This is a genomic window from Paenibacillus sp. JT22N1, from assembly GCF_059692155.1.
The window spans coordinates 344,455-361,795 of record NZ_JCAUAW010000007.1 but is presented as its reverse complement, the minus strand read 5'-3'; the positions used below and the strand labels follow the sequence as shown (position 1 = coordinate 361,795).

General features: G+C 45.2%; 12 protein-coding genes, 3 tRNA genes and 1 rRNA gene. 12 read left to right on the top strand and 4 right to left on the bottom strand.

Features of this window, described 5'->3' with window-relative positions; translation table 11 throughout:
- From AC58UU_RS16580 to AC58UU_RS16565, 4 genes are all read left to right on the top strand, one after another.
- Positions 1-160, top strand: a 23S ribosomal RNA gene (locus AC58UU_RS16580); the annotation flags it as partial.
- A gap of 67 nt (positions 161-227) precedes the next feature.
- Positions 228-300, top strand: a tRNA-His gene (locus AC58UU_RS16575).
- A 16-nt stretch (positions 301-316) separates the two neighbouring features.
- Positions 317-388, top strand: a tRNA-Gln gene (locus AC58UU_RS16570).
- A 16-nt stretch (positions 389-404) separates the two neighbouring features.
- Positions 405-486: transfer RNA gene (locus AC58UU_RS16565), tRNA-Leu, on the top strand.
- 729 nt (positions 487-1,215) lie between these two features.
- Here AC58UU_RS16565 and AC58UU_RS16560 read toward each other — a convergent pair.
- Positions 1,216-1,692, bottom strand: a complete 477-nt coding sequence (locus AC58UU_RS16560; RefSeq protein WP_497317333.1) for a hypothetical protein — start codon at positions 1,690-1,692, stop codon at positions 1,216-1,218.
- Between the two features lie 154 nt (positions 1,693-1,846).
- On the opposite strand from AC58UU_RS16560, the gene AC58UU_RS16555 reads away from it, so the two are divergent.
- From AC58UU_RS16555 to AC58UU_RS16535, 5 genes are all read left to right on the top strand, one after another.
- The gene (locus tag AC58UU_RS16555; protein WP_497317331.1) at positions 1,847-2,608 is read left to right on the top strand and encodes a DeoR/GlpR family DNA-binding transcription regulator; all 762 of its coding nucleotides are present in this window, start codon (positions 1,847-1,849) and stop codon (positions 2,606-2,608) included.
- Positions 2,609-2,672: 64 nt separating this feature from the next.
- Positions 2,673-3,434, top strand: coding sequence for a glycerophosphodiester phosphodiesterase family protein (locus AC58UU_RS16550; protein WP_497317329.1), 762 nt, complete (start codon positions 2,673-2,675; stop codon positions 3,432-3,434).
- A 240-nt stretch (positions 3,435-3,674) separates the two neighbouring features.
- A complete protein-coding gene (locus AC58UU_RS16545; RefSeq protein ID WP_497317327.1) occupies positions 3,675-5,207 on the top strand; it encodes an extracellular solute-binding protein in 1,533 nt (510 codons plus the stop codon).
- A gap of 96 nt (positions 5,208-5,303) precedes the next feature.
- The gene (locus tag AC58UU_RS16540; RefSeq protein WP_497317325.1) at positions 5,304-6,224 is read left to right on the top strand and encodes an ABC transporter permease; all 921 of its coding nucleotides are present in this window, start codon (positions 5,304-5,306) and stop codon (positions 6,222-6,224) included.
- 11 nt (positions 6,225-6,235) lie between these two features.
- A complete protein-coding gene (locus AC58UU_RS16535; protein ID WP_497317323.1) occupies positions 6,236-7,099 on the top strand; it encodes a carbohydrate ABC transporter permease in 864 nt (287 codons plus the stop codon).
- Here AC58UU_RS16535 and AC58UU_RS16530 read toward each other — a convergent pair.
- Positions 7,096-9,348: a helix-turn-helix domain-containing protein gene (locus AC58UU_RS16530; RefSeq protein WP_497317321.1), complete on the bottom strand. Its 2,253-nt coding sequence runs from the start codon at positions 9,346-9,348 to the stop codon at positions 7,096-7,098. The two genes, AC58UU_RS16535 and AC58UU_RS16530, sit on opposite strands and share 4 nt — an antisense overlap.
- Before the next feature lie 621 nt (positions 9,349-9,969).
- Between AC58UU_RS16530 and AC58UU_RS16525 the strand changes: the two genes are divergently transcribed.
- Positions 9,970-10,575 carry a sugar phosphate isomerase/epimerase family protein gene (locus AC58UU_RS16525; protein ID WP_497317319.1) on the top strand — a complete coding sequence of 202 codons (606 nt, stop codon included), beginning with the start codon at positions 9,970-9,972 and terminating at the stop codon, positions 10,573-10,575.
- 676 nt (positions 10,576-11,251) lie between these two features.
- Here AC58UU_RS16525 and AC58UU_RS16520 read toward each other — a convergent pair.
- Both AC58UU_RS16520 and AC58UU_RS16515 read right to left on the bottom strand, forming a co-directional pair.
- A complete protein-coding gene (locus AC58UU_RS16520) occupies positions 11,252-12,562 on the bottom strand; it encodes an aminotransferase class I/II-fold pyridoxal phosphate-dependent enzyme (protein WP_171647736.1) in 1,311 nt (436 codons plus the stop codon).
- Between the two features lie 114 nt (positions 12,563-12,676).
- Positions 12,677-13,267, bottom strand: coding sequence for a GNAT family N-acetyltransferase (locus AC58UU_RS16515; RefSeq protein ID WP_497317317.1), 591 nt, complete (start codon positions 13,265-13,267; stop codon positions 12,677-12,679).
- A 316-nt stretch (positions 13,268-13,583) separates the two neighbouring features.
- On the opposite strand from AC58UU_RS16515, the gene AC58UU_RS16510 reads away from it, so the two are divergent.
- Together AC58UU_RS16510 and AC58UU_RS16505 are read left to right on the top strand one after the other, a co-directional pair.
- Positions 13,584-15,152 (top strand): aminotransferase-like domain-containing protein, encoded by a 1,569-nt coding sequence (locus AC58UU_RS16510; RefSeq protein ID WP_497317315.1) that lies wholly within the window; start codon positions 13,584-13,586, stop codon positions 15,150-15,152.
- An 84-nt stretch (positions 15,153-15,236) separates the two neighbouring features.
- Positions 15,237-16,676 carry an NAD-dependent malic enzyme gene (locus AC58UU_RS16505; protein ID WP_497317313.1) on the top strand — a complete coding sequence of 480 codons (1,440 nt, stop codon included), beginning with the start codon at positions 15,237-15,239 and terminating at the stop codon, positions 16,674-16,676.
- Positions 16,677-17,341: the final 665 nt, after the last annotated feature.

Sequence of the window (17,341 nt, the reverse complement as noted above, 5' to 3'; positions counted from 1 at the left end):
GAGGGGATAAGCGCTGAAAGCATCTAAGCGCGAAGCCCCCCTCAAGATGAGATTTCCCAGTATGTAAGACCCCTTGTAGACGACGAGGTTGATAGGTTCGAGGTGGAAGTGCAGCAATGCATGCAGCTGACGAATACTAATCGGTCGAGGGCTTAACCAATAAACCTAAGAGATCTACCTTTACGTAAGTTTCGTATCTAGTCTTCAGGGAATAAATCCCTACTGTGGCGATCGTGGCGAAGGGGTTAACGCACTGGTTTGTGGATCCAGCATTCGTGGGTTCAAGTCCCATCGGTCGCCCTTTTCCCTTCAATAATGGGGATTAGCCAAGCGGTAAGGCAACGGACTTTGACTCCGTCATGCCTAGGTTCAAATCCTAGATCCCCAGTTTTCTAATTTCATATGCGGTCGTGGTGGAACGGCAGACACACCATCTTGAGGGGGTGGCGCTCACAAGGCGTGAGGGTTCAAATCCCTCCGACCGCATCCCGATAAAAAGCCTTGATAAATCAAGGCTTTTTATTATTTTTACTTACTTGATTAAGGTTCAAACAAATGTTGCATTTAAGTACTTGTGGACGAAAAGTTTTTCGCGAGTTGTTCAGTCCATCGAATTTATTAGCAGCTTCGTGGCTGATTTTCCGGGTAACATGGGTATATATATTTACAGTGGTCGCGAAATTAGCATGGCGTAGCCGTTCTTGAATTGTTTTCAGATCGGTTTGTTTCTCAAGTAAAATGGTTCAGTTGTATGTCTTAAACCGTGGAGTGAAATTCTTTTTAAATTGTGTCTTTAAGTAAACCTTCGCCACCATTCGGAGGGGTAAGTAAAAAACAATGGTTTGCCAAAACCTCCGTAAAATACGTAACTATGTTCTGCTCCTATCCATAAGTCTCTAACATTTCTTCTTTTTATTTTCTTCCCATTCAATTTGATATAATTTCAATAGACCATTCCGAAATATCCACTTTTCCAATAGAGCTTTTGCTCTTGGGTTCTCCTAAAACAGCTTGACCGTTTTTAGTAAGTGAAATGCTTTTGTTGATCCAAATAGATTGTTCTTCAAAATTAACATCAGACACTCCGAAGCAACTAACTCTCCTCTTCTGAAACCTCCGACTAAAGCAGCAGTACAATAAACTCTCCACATTAATGGTTCTTTGCTTAAAGCCATTGTGACCTCTTGTGCTTCTAATTCTGAATAGTATTCGATATCATTTGAACAACCTTAGGTTTATTGATCCCAGCCATTGGCTGTAAAAGATATTAAAAGACATTTGCTGAGGTGCGATGAATTCGCCGATTTCAATTTCTGTAACAAATTTGGCGAGTCTTTTTTCGGCTTCTTGTTTTGTACAAATTTGAAACAACTCTGCATTCCATTCTAGGAGCGAAGGCGCAGAAAGAAGCGGCACAATATAGTTCCGCCTTGCGTAGCCGACCTTGTTCTCCACTTTGCCTTTCTCATGCCCACTGGCTGGGTTGCAGAAGGTAACCTCGAATCCCAAATGAGCTTGAAAGCGCTGGAATAACTGCGTCAGTCTGACCACCTCGCCAACCCGCCTTCCAGCACCTGTTGCGTTGTCTAGCACCAATCGACGAGGAACGCTTGAATATGCTGGAAGATGTCCATGAGACTCTGAGAGAGGCATTCTGTTGTTTCTCCCAAGAAAACCTTGCTTGATTTTCACTGGTAATCTCCGGTGACGGCCAGCGTGAAACCTTAGGTCTATTTAGTTTATATTGACAAGTAAGAGGCTTTGAAGTAATCTTACGGGCATATATGAACAAAAATATAACGAAATTGCGTGAATATGAACGAATTTACGCAAGAGGGGGGTCCCTATGTTAGCGGCAGAGAGGAAATTACGGATTGTTGAGTATGTAAGGCAATATCGGATTGCTACTGTTGCAGTACTTGCACAAGAGTTTGGTGTTCATGATGCGACGATTCGACGTGATTTGGGGGATCTTGAGCAGGAGGGTCTTCTCAAAAGGACTCATGGCGGAGCCACCATCGATCAATGGACGCATGATGAGCCGAATTTCAACGAAAGATCGAATACACGTGTGGATCAAAAGATGCGAATTGGTAAGTTGGCGGCTAGTCTAGTGGAGGATGGTGAACACATTATCATCGATTCGGGGACTACAACCTTGCATATTGCCAAAAATTTAGTACATCGATCCAATATTACGGTAGTAACGAACGACATCAATATAGCTGCGGAGTTGAAAGATGCTGCAAGGATTAAAGTTATTTTGACTGGGGGTGATCTGTACCCTTCCAGTTATATGCTAAATGGTATGTTTACAGATCAAGTATTGAAATCTTTACATGTTGAGAAGGCTTTCATTGGCACTCCCGCTATAGATCCTCATTATGGATTAATGCATCCAGAAGCTCTACTCGTTCCGACTAAACAGGGGATGATCAAAGCGGCAAGAGAAATCATAGTTGTTGCAGATGACAGCAAAATAGGAAAACTGTCTCTTCATACGGTAGTTTCCAATAGCTCAATTCATACCCTTATAACAGGGAAGGAAACCCCTGAACAAGAGCTCAAACCGTTTCAGGATTATGGCATCACGGTGTATACGGCATAAGCAATCAGTAATGTAGGAATGTAGGAATGCAGGAATGCAGGATGCTAGGAAGGAATGTGTCTGTATGATAGAACGCTTATGTAGTGATCCGAACATTATCGTTGCCGGGCATAGAGGATATAAATCTGCCTATCCGGAAAATACACTCCTTGCCTTTCAACAAGCATTGGAATTGGGGGTAGATATGCTGGAGTTTGACTTGCGAATGTCCAAAGACCACGTAGTTATGGTGTTCCACGATGAGACACTTGAACGTACTACCAATGGCTCTGGCAAGCTTCGTGATTTTAATCTGGCTGAGCTAAAGCAAATGGATGCAGGCGGATGGTTTGGTCCATGTTTTGAGGGACTTAAAATCCCTACATTTGAAGAGCTTTGCGAACTGCTTAGACCCTATCCCGAGCTCTTACTAAACGTAGAAATTAAAAAAGGTGTCGATGCTAGGGAAATTGTAGATAAGGCCGTCGCTATGCTTACAGACTATGGCTATCTTTCGCGATGTGTATTTACCTGTTTTGATGGAGACATTATCGCTTACATGCATGATAGGTATAAGCTAAAAACGCAGGGTTTTCCCGCAGAAAGTATGTCAAACTTCGTATACGGTGATGGCGGTACCTATTCAAAAATGTGGGCGATAGGGATCAGTATGGCACTGATGACGCCGAAGCTAGTTGAAGAGTTTCAGGACATGGGGCTGTTGACGTGGTGTTATTGTCCTGACACGGATAAAGAAGTGTATTATTCGTTAGGTTGCGGAGCGACCTTGATGACCTGTAACAATCCTAAACCTGCTTTGCGAATTCTCCAATTCGCAGCGCAATAAGCTGCTGATCGTTTCGTATTGGGAGCCATTAATATACAGAAGGCAAGGGGAACGTTTGATTCCAACTTGCCTTATTTTTTGTTGTTTATTGGAGATTACCGTGTATTTGATAACTGCCTATTTTTTATAATCAAAAATCGAGAGAACTTTTCGAGATAATGTGTGTGGTTTAAACAAGAACCGTTATATAAAATTGAACTGTAAGCGAATGCAACTGAATATTAAGGAGAGGGTTAAGCAATGGGGAAAAGTTCAAAGGTTGCGAAACTAGGCTTAATTGTTGTTATGGCAGGAATGATGGCAGCATGCGGAAAGGAGGAGGCTAAGAGTCCTGCAACCGCTACGAAAACGCCGGCGGCGAATCCGCTAGTTACGCTGAAAATGATGACAACTCAGCATCCGCTGTGGCCATATAAAGAAGACTGGCCCATCTACAAGTATATTAAGGAAAAGACGAACATTGATTTCAAGGTTACGGTTCCGGCAGGCGACTATACCACTGCAGTGAATCTGGCCATTTCTTCAGGAGATATGCCTGACCTGCTTATTATGCCCAGCCTTACGGCAGCGAATAATAACGGCAACAGCGGCGCGCTGCTGAACTACTTTGAGAACTTAGACAAAATGCCGAATTACAAAAAATTTCTCGAACAGCATCCAGAGGTCAAGGCGGCTACCCTTTCACCTGACGGCAAGAGCTATTATCTGCCGCATTATGGCCTGGAGCAATGGTCCCGACGGTCCTGGTTGTACAGAGACGATATCTTTAAGAAAAATAACTTAACCCCTCCTACGGATTGGGATCAAATGTACACCGTATCCAAAAAGCTCAAGGAGCTGTATCCCAATAGCTATCCTGTGGCTATTTTCGATAATTTGACTGCCGTAACAAACATTGCCCCTGCATTCAACACTTGGTACGGTTCCTATGTGGATTATGAGAAGAATGAATGGCGCTATGGTCCGACCGAAGACAGTTTCAAGAGTATGTTGATGACGCTTAACAAGTTTGTCAAAGAAGGTTTGATTCCTCCTGACTTCATGGCAATGAAACGAGATCAGTTCAACGATCTTATGGCACAAAACAAAGGCTTTATGGCCAGTGATTACGTTGGAACGATGGACGAACTTCCAGTCACCATCAAGAAGTCGCCTGCGGACTTCAGCCTTGATTTTATGACGCCGCCTAAAGGCGGGGCCAATGGCAAATCATTCAACGCTTATGGAGGTCTGCTGTCGAATGGATTTGCGGTAGCCGCCAAATCCAAGAACAAGGATGCTGCGCTCCGTTACCTCGACTTCTTATATTCGCCTGAGGGCATCGATATGGCGACTTGGGGTAAAGAAGGCGAAACCTATACGACAGAGAACGGAAAACGGAAATTCAAGCCGGATTTCGCCAATTTTGGAGACATACGTACCAAAACCGGTATTGCCACTTATGGGTCTCATTTAGTTGTAGATATGAACGCTTATTCGTATATGAATTCTGACAAGATGAACAATGCATTGAAAAAGATTCAACAAGGGAACGAAGCCAAGCTACAGCCACGTTTAGCGTATACCGAAGCGGAAAACGAAATCCTGACCACCACCAATGCAGCGATAACCAAATATCGGGATGAGCAAATTGCGAAGTTTATATTGGGGCAAAAAAGCTTCGATGAGTGGCCAGGATACGTAGCCGAAATTCAGCGGCTGGGTGTCGATAAAATAATGGAAGTGAATAAGGCTGCATATGCGCGCAATCAAAAGTTTTTGAACGGTAAATAACTTAATGTTACTCGGGGAAGCTCCTTTAAACCAGGTATTCCTGAAGAGAAGGAGCTTTCCTTATAACCGAATGACAAGCTAGCAATCGGAGGGATTATGACAATACGTGCCTCATATTCATGGGTTCGCAACCTAAAACGCGATAAATATCTGCTGCTGTTGTTTTTGCCGTGTCTGCTTTATTATTTGATATTCAAATATGTGCCCATTTTCGGAATTATTATAGCGTTCAAGGATTATAACCTCTACAAAGGTATCATGGAAAGTAATTGGGTGGGCTTTAAGTGGTTCCAACTGTTTATTCAAAGTCCGGACTTTTTCTCAGTACTAAGGAACTCGTTCTTATTGGGGGTTTACAAGCTGCTGTTCGGTTTTCCTGCACCGATTCTCTTAGCCTTGCTGATCAACGAAATACGTAATTCGATATTCAAACGCTTCGTGCAAACCGTCAGCTATATGCCGCATTTTATATCCAATGTCATTGTGGCCGGCATCGTTACGATGTTCCTGTCTCCACGGAATGGAATGATTAATTCTTTGTTGGATTTTATAGGGATCACACGGATTAATTTTATGGTGGAGTCCTCCTGGTTTCGCACGATTTATGTATCCAGCGATATTTGGCAGCATATCGGTTGGGGGACCATCATTTACTTGGCTGCTCTGAGTGCTATAGACCCTCAGCAATACGAAGCCGCTCGAATCGACGGAGCGAACCGTTGGAAGATGATCCGGCATATTACACTCCCGGGTATTGCTCCGGCTATCATTATTATACTGCTTCTCGAAATTGGAAAAATCCTTGAGATAGGCTTTGAAAAAGTGTATTTGCTAGCCACTCCGGTTGTTTACAGCACAGCGGATATTATAAGCACTTACGTCTATCGTGTGGGACTGTCAGAAGGAAGGTATAGCTTCGCAACAGCCATCGATTTATTCACAGGTATCATCAGTTTCAGCTTCATTCTGTCTGCGAACTGGATTAGCAGGAGAATCAGCGACAACAGTTTGTGGTAGGGGGAAAGGGTATGGCGCAAGGAAGAACTTGGTTCGACTATGTGAATGTGATTTTACTGATAGGCGTCATGATTGCCTGCTTGTATCCATTTCTCTATATGCTGGCTATCTCACTCAGCGGAGCAGGGCCAATTACTCAAGGAGAAGTCTGGCTCTGGCCGAAAGAAATAAATCTGGATATGTATCGATACGTTTTCCAGGACGGGAGGATCGTGACAGGCTACAAGAATACGCTGGTCTATACTATGTTGGGTACGATGTGCAGTTTGCTGGTGACGGCAATTGGAGCGTACCCGTTGTCAAAGCGGGAAATGGTGTTGAACAAGACGTTTATTCTGCTAGTCGTGTTCACCATGTTTTTTAATGGAGGTATGATCCCGACCTTTCTGGTAGTCAAGCAGCTGTACTTGGTCAATACGATCTGGTCCATGGTGCTGCCTGGTCTGGTCTCGACGTGGAACTTGCTGATTATGCGCACTTTCTTCATGGGCATGCCGAAGGAGTTGGAGGAGTCCGGTAGAATCGACGGTCTATCCGACATTGGGATTCTGTTCAGAATTGTGCTGCCTCTGTCCAAGCCAGTTCTGGCCTCCATCGGTTTATTCTATGCGGTAGGGATATGGAATGGATTCATCGGACCTCTCCTATACTTGCGCGATCAGCACTTATTCCCTCTCCAGATCATCTTGCGCAACATTGTCCTTTCCGGCGAGACGTCCAGCAGCTCAGGGCCGATTGCAGGCGAGATTACCATCGTCGAGACTGCTTTGAAATACGCGGCGATCATGGTGGCTACGCTTCCGATCTTGATGGTATACCCGTTCATTCAGAAATATTTTGTTAAGGGAGCTCTGATTGGCTCAGTAAAAGGCTAATGACTAATCTGTGGATTACTGCGTAATATCGTTTTTCTGTAATCACCCGGAGGCAGTCCTGTTTCTTTTTTGAACATCCGGATGAACGAGGTGCCATTTCGGTACCCAATTGCCTCCCCAATCTCCTGTATAGTGAGCGTGGATTCCAGCAGCAGTTGTTTGGCTTTGCTCAGACGAATGCCGTACAGGTGATCAATAAAGTTTTTACCGGTATTTTCTTTAATGTACACCGAGAGGTAGCTCGGCGACATGCTTAATTTGGAAGCAAGAAGGTCCAGTGAGATATCCTCCTGGTAATGATTCTCAAGGAAGACCATGACATAGTTAATCAGATCGTAGCTTTCTTCCCGTTTTAAAGTAACAGCCCGTGTCGCTTCGCTTATAGCCGTTTTCAAAAGTTGTTTGTATTGCTCCAGCGTAACGCACTCCAAAATCTGTTGGGAATAGTTATCCAAAGACTGGGGCATCGGTATTTTGAGTAGTTCCATGGTTTTCTTAGTGCGTACGAGAACATTCTCAGCAAAAGCGTAGATTTGACGAGACGTTGTCAAGAGCGTCAGTTTTTCATCAAGGGCGCGGTCGATCAAGTGATGGCAAGCCATCTCATTGCCCGTCTGCAATTGCACGTAAAACTCTTGATCTTGATCCATCGTGAAACCTACAAAATCCTCGGAACCGGGATGGCCGCACAAAATCTGCGTCTCTTCAAGCGGTCTGGATTGTAACACGAGACGCAGAGCTTCCACATAAGCTTGATCGAATTGCTCCGAGGAAGTAATTAGAGGGCTAATGGCAATTGTAACCAGATAATCCTGGGTGTCTTGATCAAAGATTTGCTTGAGCTCTTGGAAGCAATTCCGCAGCGCGTCCGACTGCTCGTTATTGTTATGAATTACGGAGAGCAGTTGGTCGTGTTCCATCTGGAATGTTGTCGAGTCAGAAAATTGGGACATGAGGACATTGCCAATCATGTCCCGAATGCGTTTAGCTATTTGACCTGATGAAAAAGAGCTTTTCACAGACTGGCGAAATCGTAATTGATAGACAACAATCTGGAAGTTGCCTTCTTTGACGGGCATTTCGCCAATTTGATGACTGTCTAGAGATAAATTTTTAAGCCGGACTATGTAGCTGTATTGGATTAACATCGAACTGCTGCTCATAAGCTTCCGGCTAATCTGATTTTTTTCATGCAGCAAGCCCAGGAAATGATCCTGAATAGCACTGAATTCCTGGATATGACTGGGGAAGGAATCCGTCTCCGATTGCTTCATCGCCTTCATGATCCGTTTAACTGGGCGATCGATGTTGTGGCTAAACAACCAGGAAGCTAATAGAGCAAGAGTTACAGTAACTACGAATAATATCAATGCTATTTCGTTCATACGTATAATTTTTGCATTTAATTGTGAAGTTGGAATGACCGTCACATAAGTAAAGCCGGTTGCTGAGCCTTTTTCGAAAAAGAAATATTTTCCATGATCTTTGAGCCAATCGGAATTGCCAGTCCAAGAAGGAATGATTTCAGAATTTTGGTCAGATTGATACATAACGGTACCGTTTGCATGAAGAATAAATTGCAAAGAGCCTTGAATTTTATGGTTGGCCTTAAACCATTTCTCCATATCAATCATAGCAATGATGCTATAGGTGCTGTTTGGCAAGTTCATTTCAACAGGCATTAAGGTTTTTAGGGTTTGACTTATTCCAACCCGAAAAGGTCGGCTCGGGGCTGGGGTCAGATCCGATGTAAGGCCGTCCTTGCGATACCAGTAGGACAGGGGATACATTTCGTTCACATAATATTGCGAGAACATACGGTCTGCATCCACCAAAGCCTCTTTCTCCAACAAAAATCCCGGTTTTTTGTATAGGATCATGACGTTCTCGAACAAATACGTGGGCTGAGAGACCATCGTCTGAAGATTCTGGATTGTATTTGCGACCATAGTGTAATCAAGTGAAGCTTTACCGTCTTGCAAGCTTTGACGCTCGATTGCCTGCACACGTTCATCAAACTGGAGGCTAAGCATGAGTCCACGCCAGATTTTGAACTGATTCTCTAGTCCATCGACTGAATTCTTAATCATGGCGCGATTGTAAGCTACAATCTCATTGTCTACATTTTTGCTATAGACTGTAAATGACCATAGGTTAAATAATGAGAACAATACCATGACAGTAAAGAAGTAGACAAGCATTCTCATGAACAAGGAATTCATCCGCAGTTTGTGCACCAGTAAGTTCATATAGTGGGGCTCCTTTGTTGTAATTCTAATTCAATTCTATCTGATGGAGGGAGGTGTTGAGAAGTTACAATCTTTCTGAAAGTTGACCATTTTTATTTAAACTGTCGGATCGATGTAAACTAATCCAAGGAGGTTCGTATGAAGCGAAAACTGGGAGATACACAAATGTCTCGGCGAAAATTTTTGAAGGTATTCGGTGCGGTTGGCGGTTAAGCCATGCTGAGTTCGTTTCTAGGTTATGATTTATTCAAACCGTAAAAATCGTGGGCTTCGCCAACGTATACCCCTAATCATACGACTTCAAACACCACCCTGATTATGTATGCAGGCAACAACCTGGTCCGGAACCGCACCCATTAATATAGCTTCCAGCGTGGGATCAGCAACCGCCACCAATATGTCGTGAGACGGTTTGATGGTAAGGGTGGAGGTTTCTTTCGTTTGGATAGCTATCCATTTTTTTGAATCCAAGAACTAGCTAAACATGCATGAAGATGTAAGTAGATCATGACCGCCGAATCAACTAAACTCCATTTAGAATCTATTATTTATTGTCAAAGAAAGCAGGGATACAATGACTGTATTGATCAACCTACTGCCTTATATGAAGCGGATTGAGGATTGCAAGGAATTATTGAATCAGTGGTCGGGCGGACTGGAAATTCCAATGGATGGCCCAATTGGGAAGAGCCTACCAACTGGAATGAGGAATTCCTGCGGTTCAAAGATTATTCAGGGCCGATTAGTGTCCATTCGCCAATATGGGAATTGAACCTGGCGTCTGCTCGCTTCGAGGTCATCAGCCAATACTCCTATGAGGTGTACAAAGCGTGTCTGGAGTGGTCAGCTCGAATCGGAGCTGAGCAGATGGTCCTGCATCCGAGCTTGTATTCCACAATGCTGTTTAATCGGAAACAGTCGCAAGCGAGATCGATCGATAATCTGAAACGATTGGGAGAGGTCGCTAAGAAACTCGGCATTGACCTTGCCGTAGAGAATGTGGGATTTCGTGAATTCGCCTTGTTCGACGAGGCTGAATTCGTGAGACTCTTCGAAGAAATACCGACGATATCCGCTTTGGTTGACATAGGTCATGCTCATATTAACGGTTGGAATACTCCAGAGCTGCTTCGCAGATTAGACACACGGCTTAGCGCAGTTCATCTGCATGACAACGATGGGATTGACGACCTGCATCAGCCCATAGGGGAGGGTACGATTCAGTAAGTATGAAGCATTCATTTCGATCCATTCTGGAGTACCAATTCGATACTCCGCTGCAAACCTTGTTGGACCATGCGAAATTGGTGGAATCCAAACTGGCTGTTAAATGATTTACAAATAAAGTATTGGAGTGATTTTTGGTAAATCAAATTTCATAGACTGAAAAAGGCAGGTAAGCCTTGAGTTAACTGGGCAAACCGCCAAGTGTACAGGGGATGGACTTTCCAATTAATGTGAGGTTACCATAAATATGGGGGCATATTGGGGACGAAATTTATCATAGTACATCCTAAACGAGCCTAATAAAACGGAATGCGAACAGTGAAAACTCATATTTATCAAGGAAGATCAGACTCGATCGGAACATACCCTATATGAGTGTCCATCTTGAGGGGGTGGCGCTCACAAGGCGTGAGGGTTCAAATCCCTCCGACTGCATCCCTATTTAAGCAAAAAAACCTTACTAGTTAAGGGTTTTTTTGTGTTATAACGGATGATGTATAACATACAGTCATGCCAAACATTTCGGTTCCATCGATAGATTCTCTTAGCTTATCAACATTCTATTTGCCCAGGTTCAGTGCCTGGTAACGAAAGAGGATACTAAGGATACAAAAAGAGAAGAACAAAAAAGAGCACTCTCTAACTTGAGGTTAGGAAGGGCTCTTTTTTGTTCATATTATTTGCTTGCAGAGACGGTTTCTATTTCTTTAACGCTTTGATAAATGAGGTTGAATAGTTCCTCGAGGCTGCCTTCTTCAATACAAGAGAAAGCAACGCGGAGGTCAGTAGATCCGAGGGCGATCGTCCCTACACCATGCTGATTCAGCAAGTGTACACGTAAGGCTTCAGCATCAACGGTTTTGAGCTTCAAGCACATGAAGTAACCGGAGTTGAAGGGGTAGTAACCCCATGCATCATCGAACTTTCCACTGTCCAGTATGGACTTGGTACGGTTAGCGCGGCCTTTCATGATCTCGTATTTCTCTTGTTTCTGTTGACCAAACTCTGGAGAGTTAAGCGCATGAAGCACGAATGTTTGAGACGGGTGAGGACCGCTGGAAATGGTCGCACGGATGATACCCATTGTTTTCTGCTCCAAGGCGCTGAGAAGTGCTTCGCTTTGGCCTGCATACGTAATGAAGCCTACACGGAAGCCCCAGACGTATTCTTCTTTGGTGGCTCCGTCGATTTTGACAGCGAGCACACGCGGGTGAATGTCAGCCAATTGACCGAATAAGGACTCGTGCAGGGAACCTTCGAAGAAAAGACCGAAGTAAGCGTCGTCCGTAAGTACGATAACGTTGATGCCTGCTTCAGCAGCATCTTTGATGGCAGCCGTAATTTCTTTCCCCTCTTCAGCCCCTGGTGTATAGCCTGTCGGGTTGTTCGGGAAGTTCAAGACAACGATCGCTTTGCCTTTGGACTTTTGAGCAAAAAGAGCTTCACGAAGTCCAGCTGCATTAAATTTTTGCTGCTCGTTGTATAACGGGTAATTCACGATTTGGGCACCGCGGCGGATTTCGAAGGTGAGCTCATAATTTTCCCAGTTTTTATCCGGTATAATTACTGCGTCGCCAACATCTGCGAAAAGGTCAGCAGCAATGCTAAGACCATGGGTCAAGGCATTCGTAACAATCGGGTTACCGATCAGTTTACTGCCAATCTCGGGATTTTCCTCGAGCATTTTTTTACGCCACGCTGTACGAAGTTCAGGTTTACCAGCAGGTGGTGCGTATTCATATATATCTTTTGGTGCGTAGGTGGAGAGTGTGTCTTGAATGACCTTCAGATGCATAGGTTGACCATTTTCGATAGCAATACCGATAGTAGCATTGTATTTCTTGGCTTTGGCCTTTGCTTCAGCAGATTGGCTGAGAATGCCTTCTTTCGGGAAGTAAATCGATCTACCTAATGCAGAAAGCATGTCATGCACGTGAGAATTTTCACGTTCCAGGGTCTCGTTTAACTGTCGTGCCAGAGGATTCATAAGAGTGGGTCATTCCTTCCAATGAGCTATTCATTTTTTGCAGTTATTATACCACTTTAACAAGTGTACGTCACTGCGCGAAACAAATATTTTCGGATTGTTTTTGGATATGGATTACACGCCAACTTTATTTAAAAAACCTTCTAATCGCTGTTTAACTTCAGGCCATTCGGTATCGAGGATGCTAAACATGACGGTGTCCCGTATATAGCCATCGTGAAGTATACGATGTTGACGGAGAATTCCTTCTTTTTGGGCGCCTAATCGAGCGATAGCCGTTTGGGAGCGTTCGTTCCGTAGATCCGTTTTTAGTTGGACGCGGAGAAGGTTTAATGTTTCGAAACAGTGGTTCAGCAGTAAATATTTACATTCGGTATTGACGCGTGTACGCCACACTTGGGAATTGTACCAGGTATGACCGATCTCCAGATTCCGATGTTGGGCAGAGATATCGAAGAGACGTGTGCTGCCGACGAAAGCATCGGTGTGCTTGTCGTAGACGCTATAAGGGATGCCTAGTCCTGCCTGTTGTTCTTCTAGTGCTTGGTGAACAAATTTCTCCACATCTGCGGAATTAAGAAGCGGCGTCATATATGCCCAAATGCTTGGGTCGGCTGCTGCTTCTAGTAGCCCGGTTATATGGGATTTTTGCATAGGAAGTAAGGTGACTCGCTCTCCTTCTAAAATAAGAGGTTGTAGATTCATTGGGAATGTTCTCCTTGTCTTAAGGTCATATTTATGAGATTTTAGATAGCATAATAGAAAAGTGGAGTAATAAAAAGATCCAATTTTGTTATATTTATGTGTACCAATTTTATGGTGCTAGCTTAATTCTCGTTCCCTTTGGGGAATGAAAACAAGCATTTTGCAAGAAATAGTGCACTCAGGTTCCCCTTAATCATTGCTGAAGCAACTAACAAACGTAGGATGAATCATTTTTACAGAAGATTGTCCTAGTTATTCATCGATTACTTCATTTGCAGGATAACGCATTTTTACTATAATGATCGGAGGTGTAAGCATGGAGTTTCATTTACCCTACCATTCCTATCGGACGAAATATGCGAGTAAGTATGCCGCATTGTATCATGCTCTTCATGATGAAATACTTGCGAATAGACTGAAGTTAAATACGAAGCTCCCGTCGAGCCGTGAACTGGCAGCTTTGTTTGGATTGTCTCGTGGAACTGTTAATCAGGTGTATGAGATGCTGATTGCTGAAGGCTACTTGCAGGCTGATATAGGGAGAGGGACTTTTGTTGTTTATGCCGGCGGGCAGGATAAGAAGGAGCATGTTCGCAGGAAGGAGATACGACTATCGGCTTGGGGGACACGGGTTCTTGATGGGGATTGGGTAGGGCAGGGACAAGGTCAAGGACAAGGACAAGGACAATTGCAGGGACAAGGTCAAGGGCAAGGGCAGGGACAAGGACAAGGTCATGGGCAAGGGCAGGGACAAGGTCAAGTGCAAGGACAAGGACAAGGTCATGGGCAAGGGCGAAAGATTTCGTTTGCGGTGGGACGACCGCTAATGGATGAGTTTCCGCGGGAGCTGTGGAACCGCGGGATGTACGAGCAGGTGCGGAGGATGACGGAGTCGCCGCAGGAGGAGGCCTACATCGCCGAGGGGCATTATGCGCTTCGCGAAGCGATCGCACAGCACCTGAGGCGAATGCGGGGGATCGATGTGCCGTCTGAGCGCATCGTAATCGTTAACGGGTCGATGCAAGCGATAGCGCTGCTGACCCAGGTGCTCGTGAATGAAGGCGATCCAGTCATCCTGGAGCGTCCAGGGTATCAAGGCGTCAGCCGCGCTGTGCTGGCGGCTGGCGGAGTGCCCGTCCACGCGGCAGTGGACGGGCAAGGGCTTGTCCCGCAGCCGTGGAACGCACGGCTGCTGTTCGTGACACCCAGCCGCCAGTTCCCTACGGGAGCGGTGCTGGGCTTAGAGCGCCGCCAGCAGCTCCTAAGCTGGGCGGAAGAGCAGGGCGCTGTCATAGTCGAAGACGATTATGACAGCGAGTTCAGGCACCGCGGGCGGCCGATTGAGCCGCTCAAGGTGCTAGACCAAGAAGAGGGCCGAGTGGTGTACATCGGCACCTTCTCCAAAACGATGCTGCAGGAGCTGCGCATCGGGTACGTCGTGCTGCCGGAGGCGCTGCTTGACGCTTTTGTGGCTGCGAAGCGGCTTTATGAGCCGCACCCTTCGGGGCTGCTCGAACAGCGCTCGCTCGCCGCTTTCATGGTGAGCGGCGGCTACGAGCGACACCTGCGCCGTATGCGGCGGGTGTACGCGAGCAAGTTCTTGCTCCTGCAAGCGCTGCTGCAGGAGCAGCTCTCCACCCTCTTCGAGTGGGTGGAGAGTGATAGCGGGCTGCATCTGTTCGGCTGGTGGCGGGGTGACCCCTGCAGCTATGCCTCCTATGCAGCTGCATGCCGTGAAGTTGGCGTCTCGTGGAGCGACGCAGCGGCTTACGGCCTCCCCCCAGAGCGAGCTGGGGCAATCTTCGGTTTTTCACATCTAACCGAGGAGGAGATTCGCTGCGGCGTTGCTATCTTAGGCATGTTAAATGATTGCCGCAAACGATAAATATGATTTTTGGCAGGATTGACATTGTAGGTTATGATCTAACATGATGGTCAATTAATTATCTTCTTAGGAGTGATCCTTATTATGGCGGGGTTAAATGGTGGAGGTACAAGCGTTATTGTGCGTTTGGAAATACATAAAGAATTGGTCACTTTTGGGAAAATTGCTACAGCTATAGGTGAAGCAGGCGGCGATATTGTCGCGATTGACGTAACACGAGCTAGTAAAACAACAACAACGCGCGATATTACGGTAAAAGTAAGCGACCCTGAACATACGGAATCCATAACTAAAGTGTTGAAGGATATTCCTGGCGTCCGTTTAATTAACGTTTCAGACCAAACGTTTCTCATGCATTTGGGCGGCAAGATCGAAGTGACTCCGAAAATGCCTATTAAAAATCGGGACGACCTATCCCGTGTATATACACCGGGGGTTGCTCGGGTTTGTATGGCAATTCATGAAGACCCTTCTAAAGCACACTCATTAACGATAAAACGGAATACGGTTGCTGTTGTGTCGGATGGTACAGCGGTCCTCGGTTTGGGAAATATTGGTCCGGAAGCGGCGATGCCGGTGATGGAAGGGAAGGCCATGCTGTTCAAGCAGATGGCGGGTGTAGATGCGTTCCCGATTTGTTTGGACACCCAAGATACTGAAGAAATTATTCGTACGGTCAAAGCGATTGCACCAACATTCGGTGGTATTAATTTAGAAGATATTTCATCGCCGCGTTGTTTTGAGATTGAGGAAAGATTAATCAATGAACTCGATATTCCTGTGTTTCACGACGATCAACATGGAACGGCGGTAGTTATTCTAGCAGGGCTTCTCAATGCTGTTAAGCTCGTGGGCAAGAATTTGGAAGATTGTAAAGTAGTTATCACGGGTATTGGAGCTGCAGGGATTGCCTGTACGAAGATGCTGTTAGCTGCCGGTGTTACAAATGTTATCGGTGTAGATCGACAAGGCGCAATCGTACGCGGAGATAGCTATACGAATTCGGCTTGGGAATGGTATGCAGCCAATACGAATCCATTTTTACAAAAAGGACTACTGTCTGATGTTATATCAGGTGCTGATATTTTCATTGGTTTATCCGGGCCAGGTGTACTTAAGGCAGATGATGTGAAGAGAATGGGCACGGATCCGATCGTGTTCGCGATGGCAAACCCAACACCGGAAATTACGCCGGAAGAAGCTGAACCTTATGTTCGTGTGATGGCAACCGGCCGGTCGGATTACCCGAATCAAATTAATAATGTTCTTTGCTTCCCTGGGATTTTCCGCGGTGTGCTGGATTGCCGTGCTTCACGTATCACGCAAGAAATGAAGCTGGCCGCAGCCAAAGCCATTGCATCGGTAGTGAATGAAGATGAATTGAACGAATATTACATTATTCCAAGTGTGTTCAACACGGCTGTTGTTGAGAAGGTAAGAGAAGCGGTTATGGAAGCTGCCTATGAATCCGGTGTGGCCCGTCGCCGCAACCAGCGTGAGACACATGATGCACACCACGAATAAATCGTTATGAATTAGCAGTTCGGTGCACCTCAATGAGGTGTTTCCGAACTGTTTTTTGTTCTGCCCAGAAATGATAATTGGGACAAGGCTGGCAGCCAGTTGCGTGATGTTCAAAACCATATTAGATGCAATTTGTGCATCAAAAATTTGAGTTAACATCCTTTTTGGGGAATTACCTGTAAAATGTGCAGCTAATTTCGCTTAAATGGGTTCAATAAGGTGTTTTTTGGATGAATTTGATGTAGGAAATGCAGGTAAATCACGAGGAAGTGCTACTTACTGGTAGCGTTCGTTCCCTAAATCCGTTTTTATTTGGACGCGGAGAGGGTTTAAGGTTTCGAAACAGTGGTTCAGCAGTAAATATATACATTCGGTATTAACGCGCGTACGCCACACTTGGGGATTGTACCAGGTATGACCGATCTCTAGATTCCGATGGGCGTCGGAAATATCGATGTTAGGTACCAAGGAGAGGTCATCGAGTTGACTCATTAGAGTTAGATTCTCTTTTTTGAAGTTTCCATAATCGATAACTACAATTTGATCTCTGCGAAAAAGAAGGTCCGTCCATTTTCAGACCCATTAAGAATAGATGCCCGTTGCTAAACTAAACGACACTTCATACTATGTATCAAACTTGGCAGAACTACAATTCTACGCAGGAA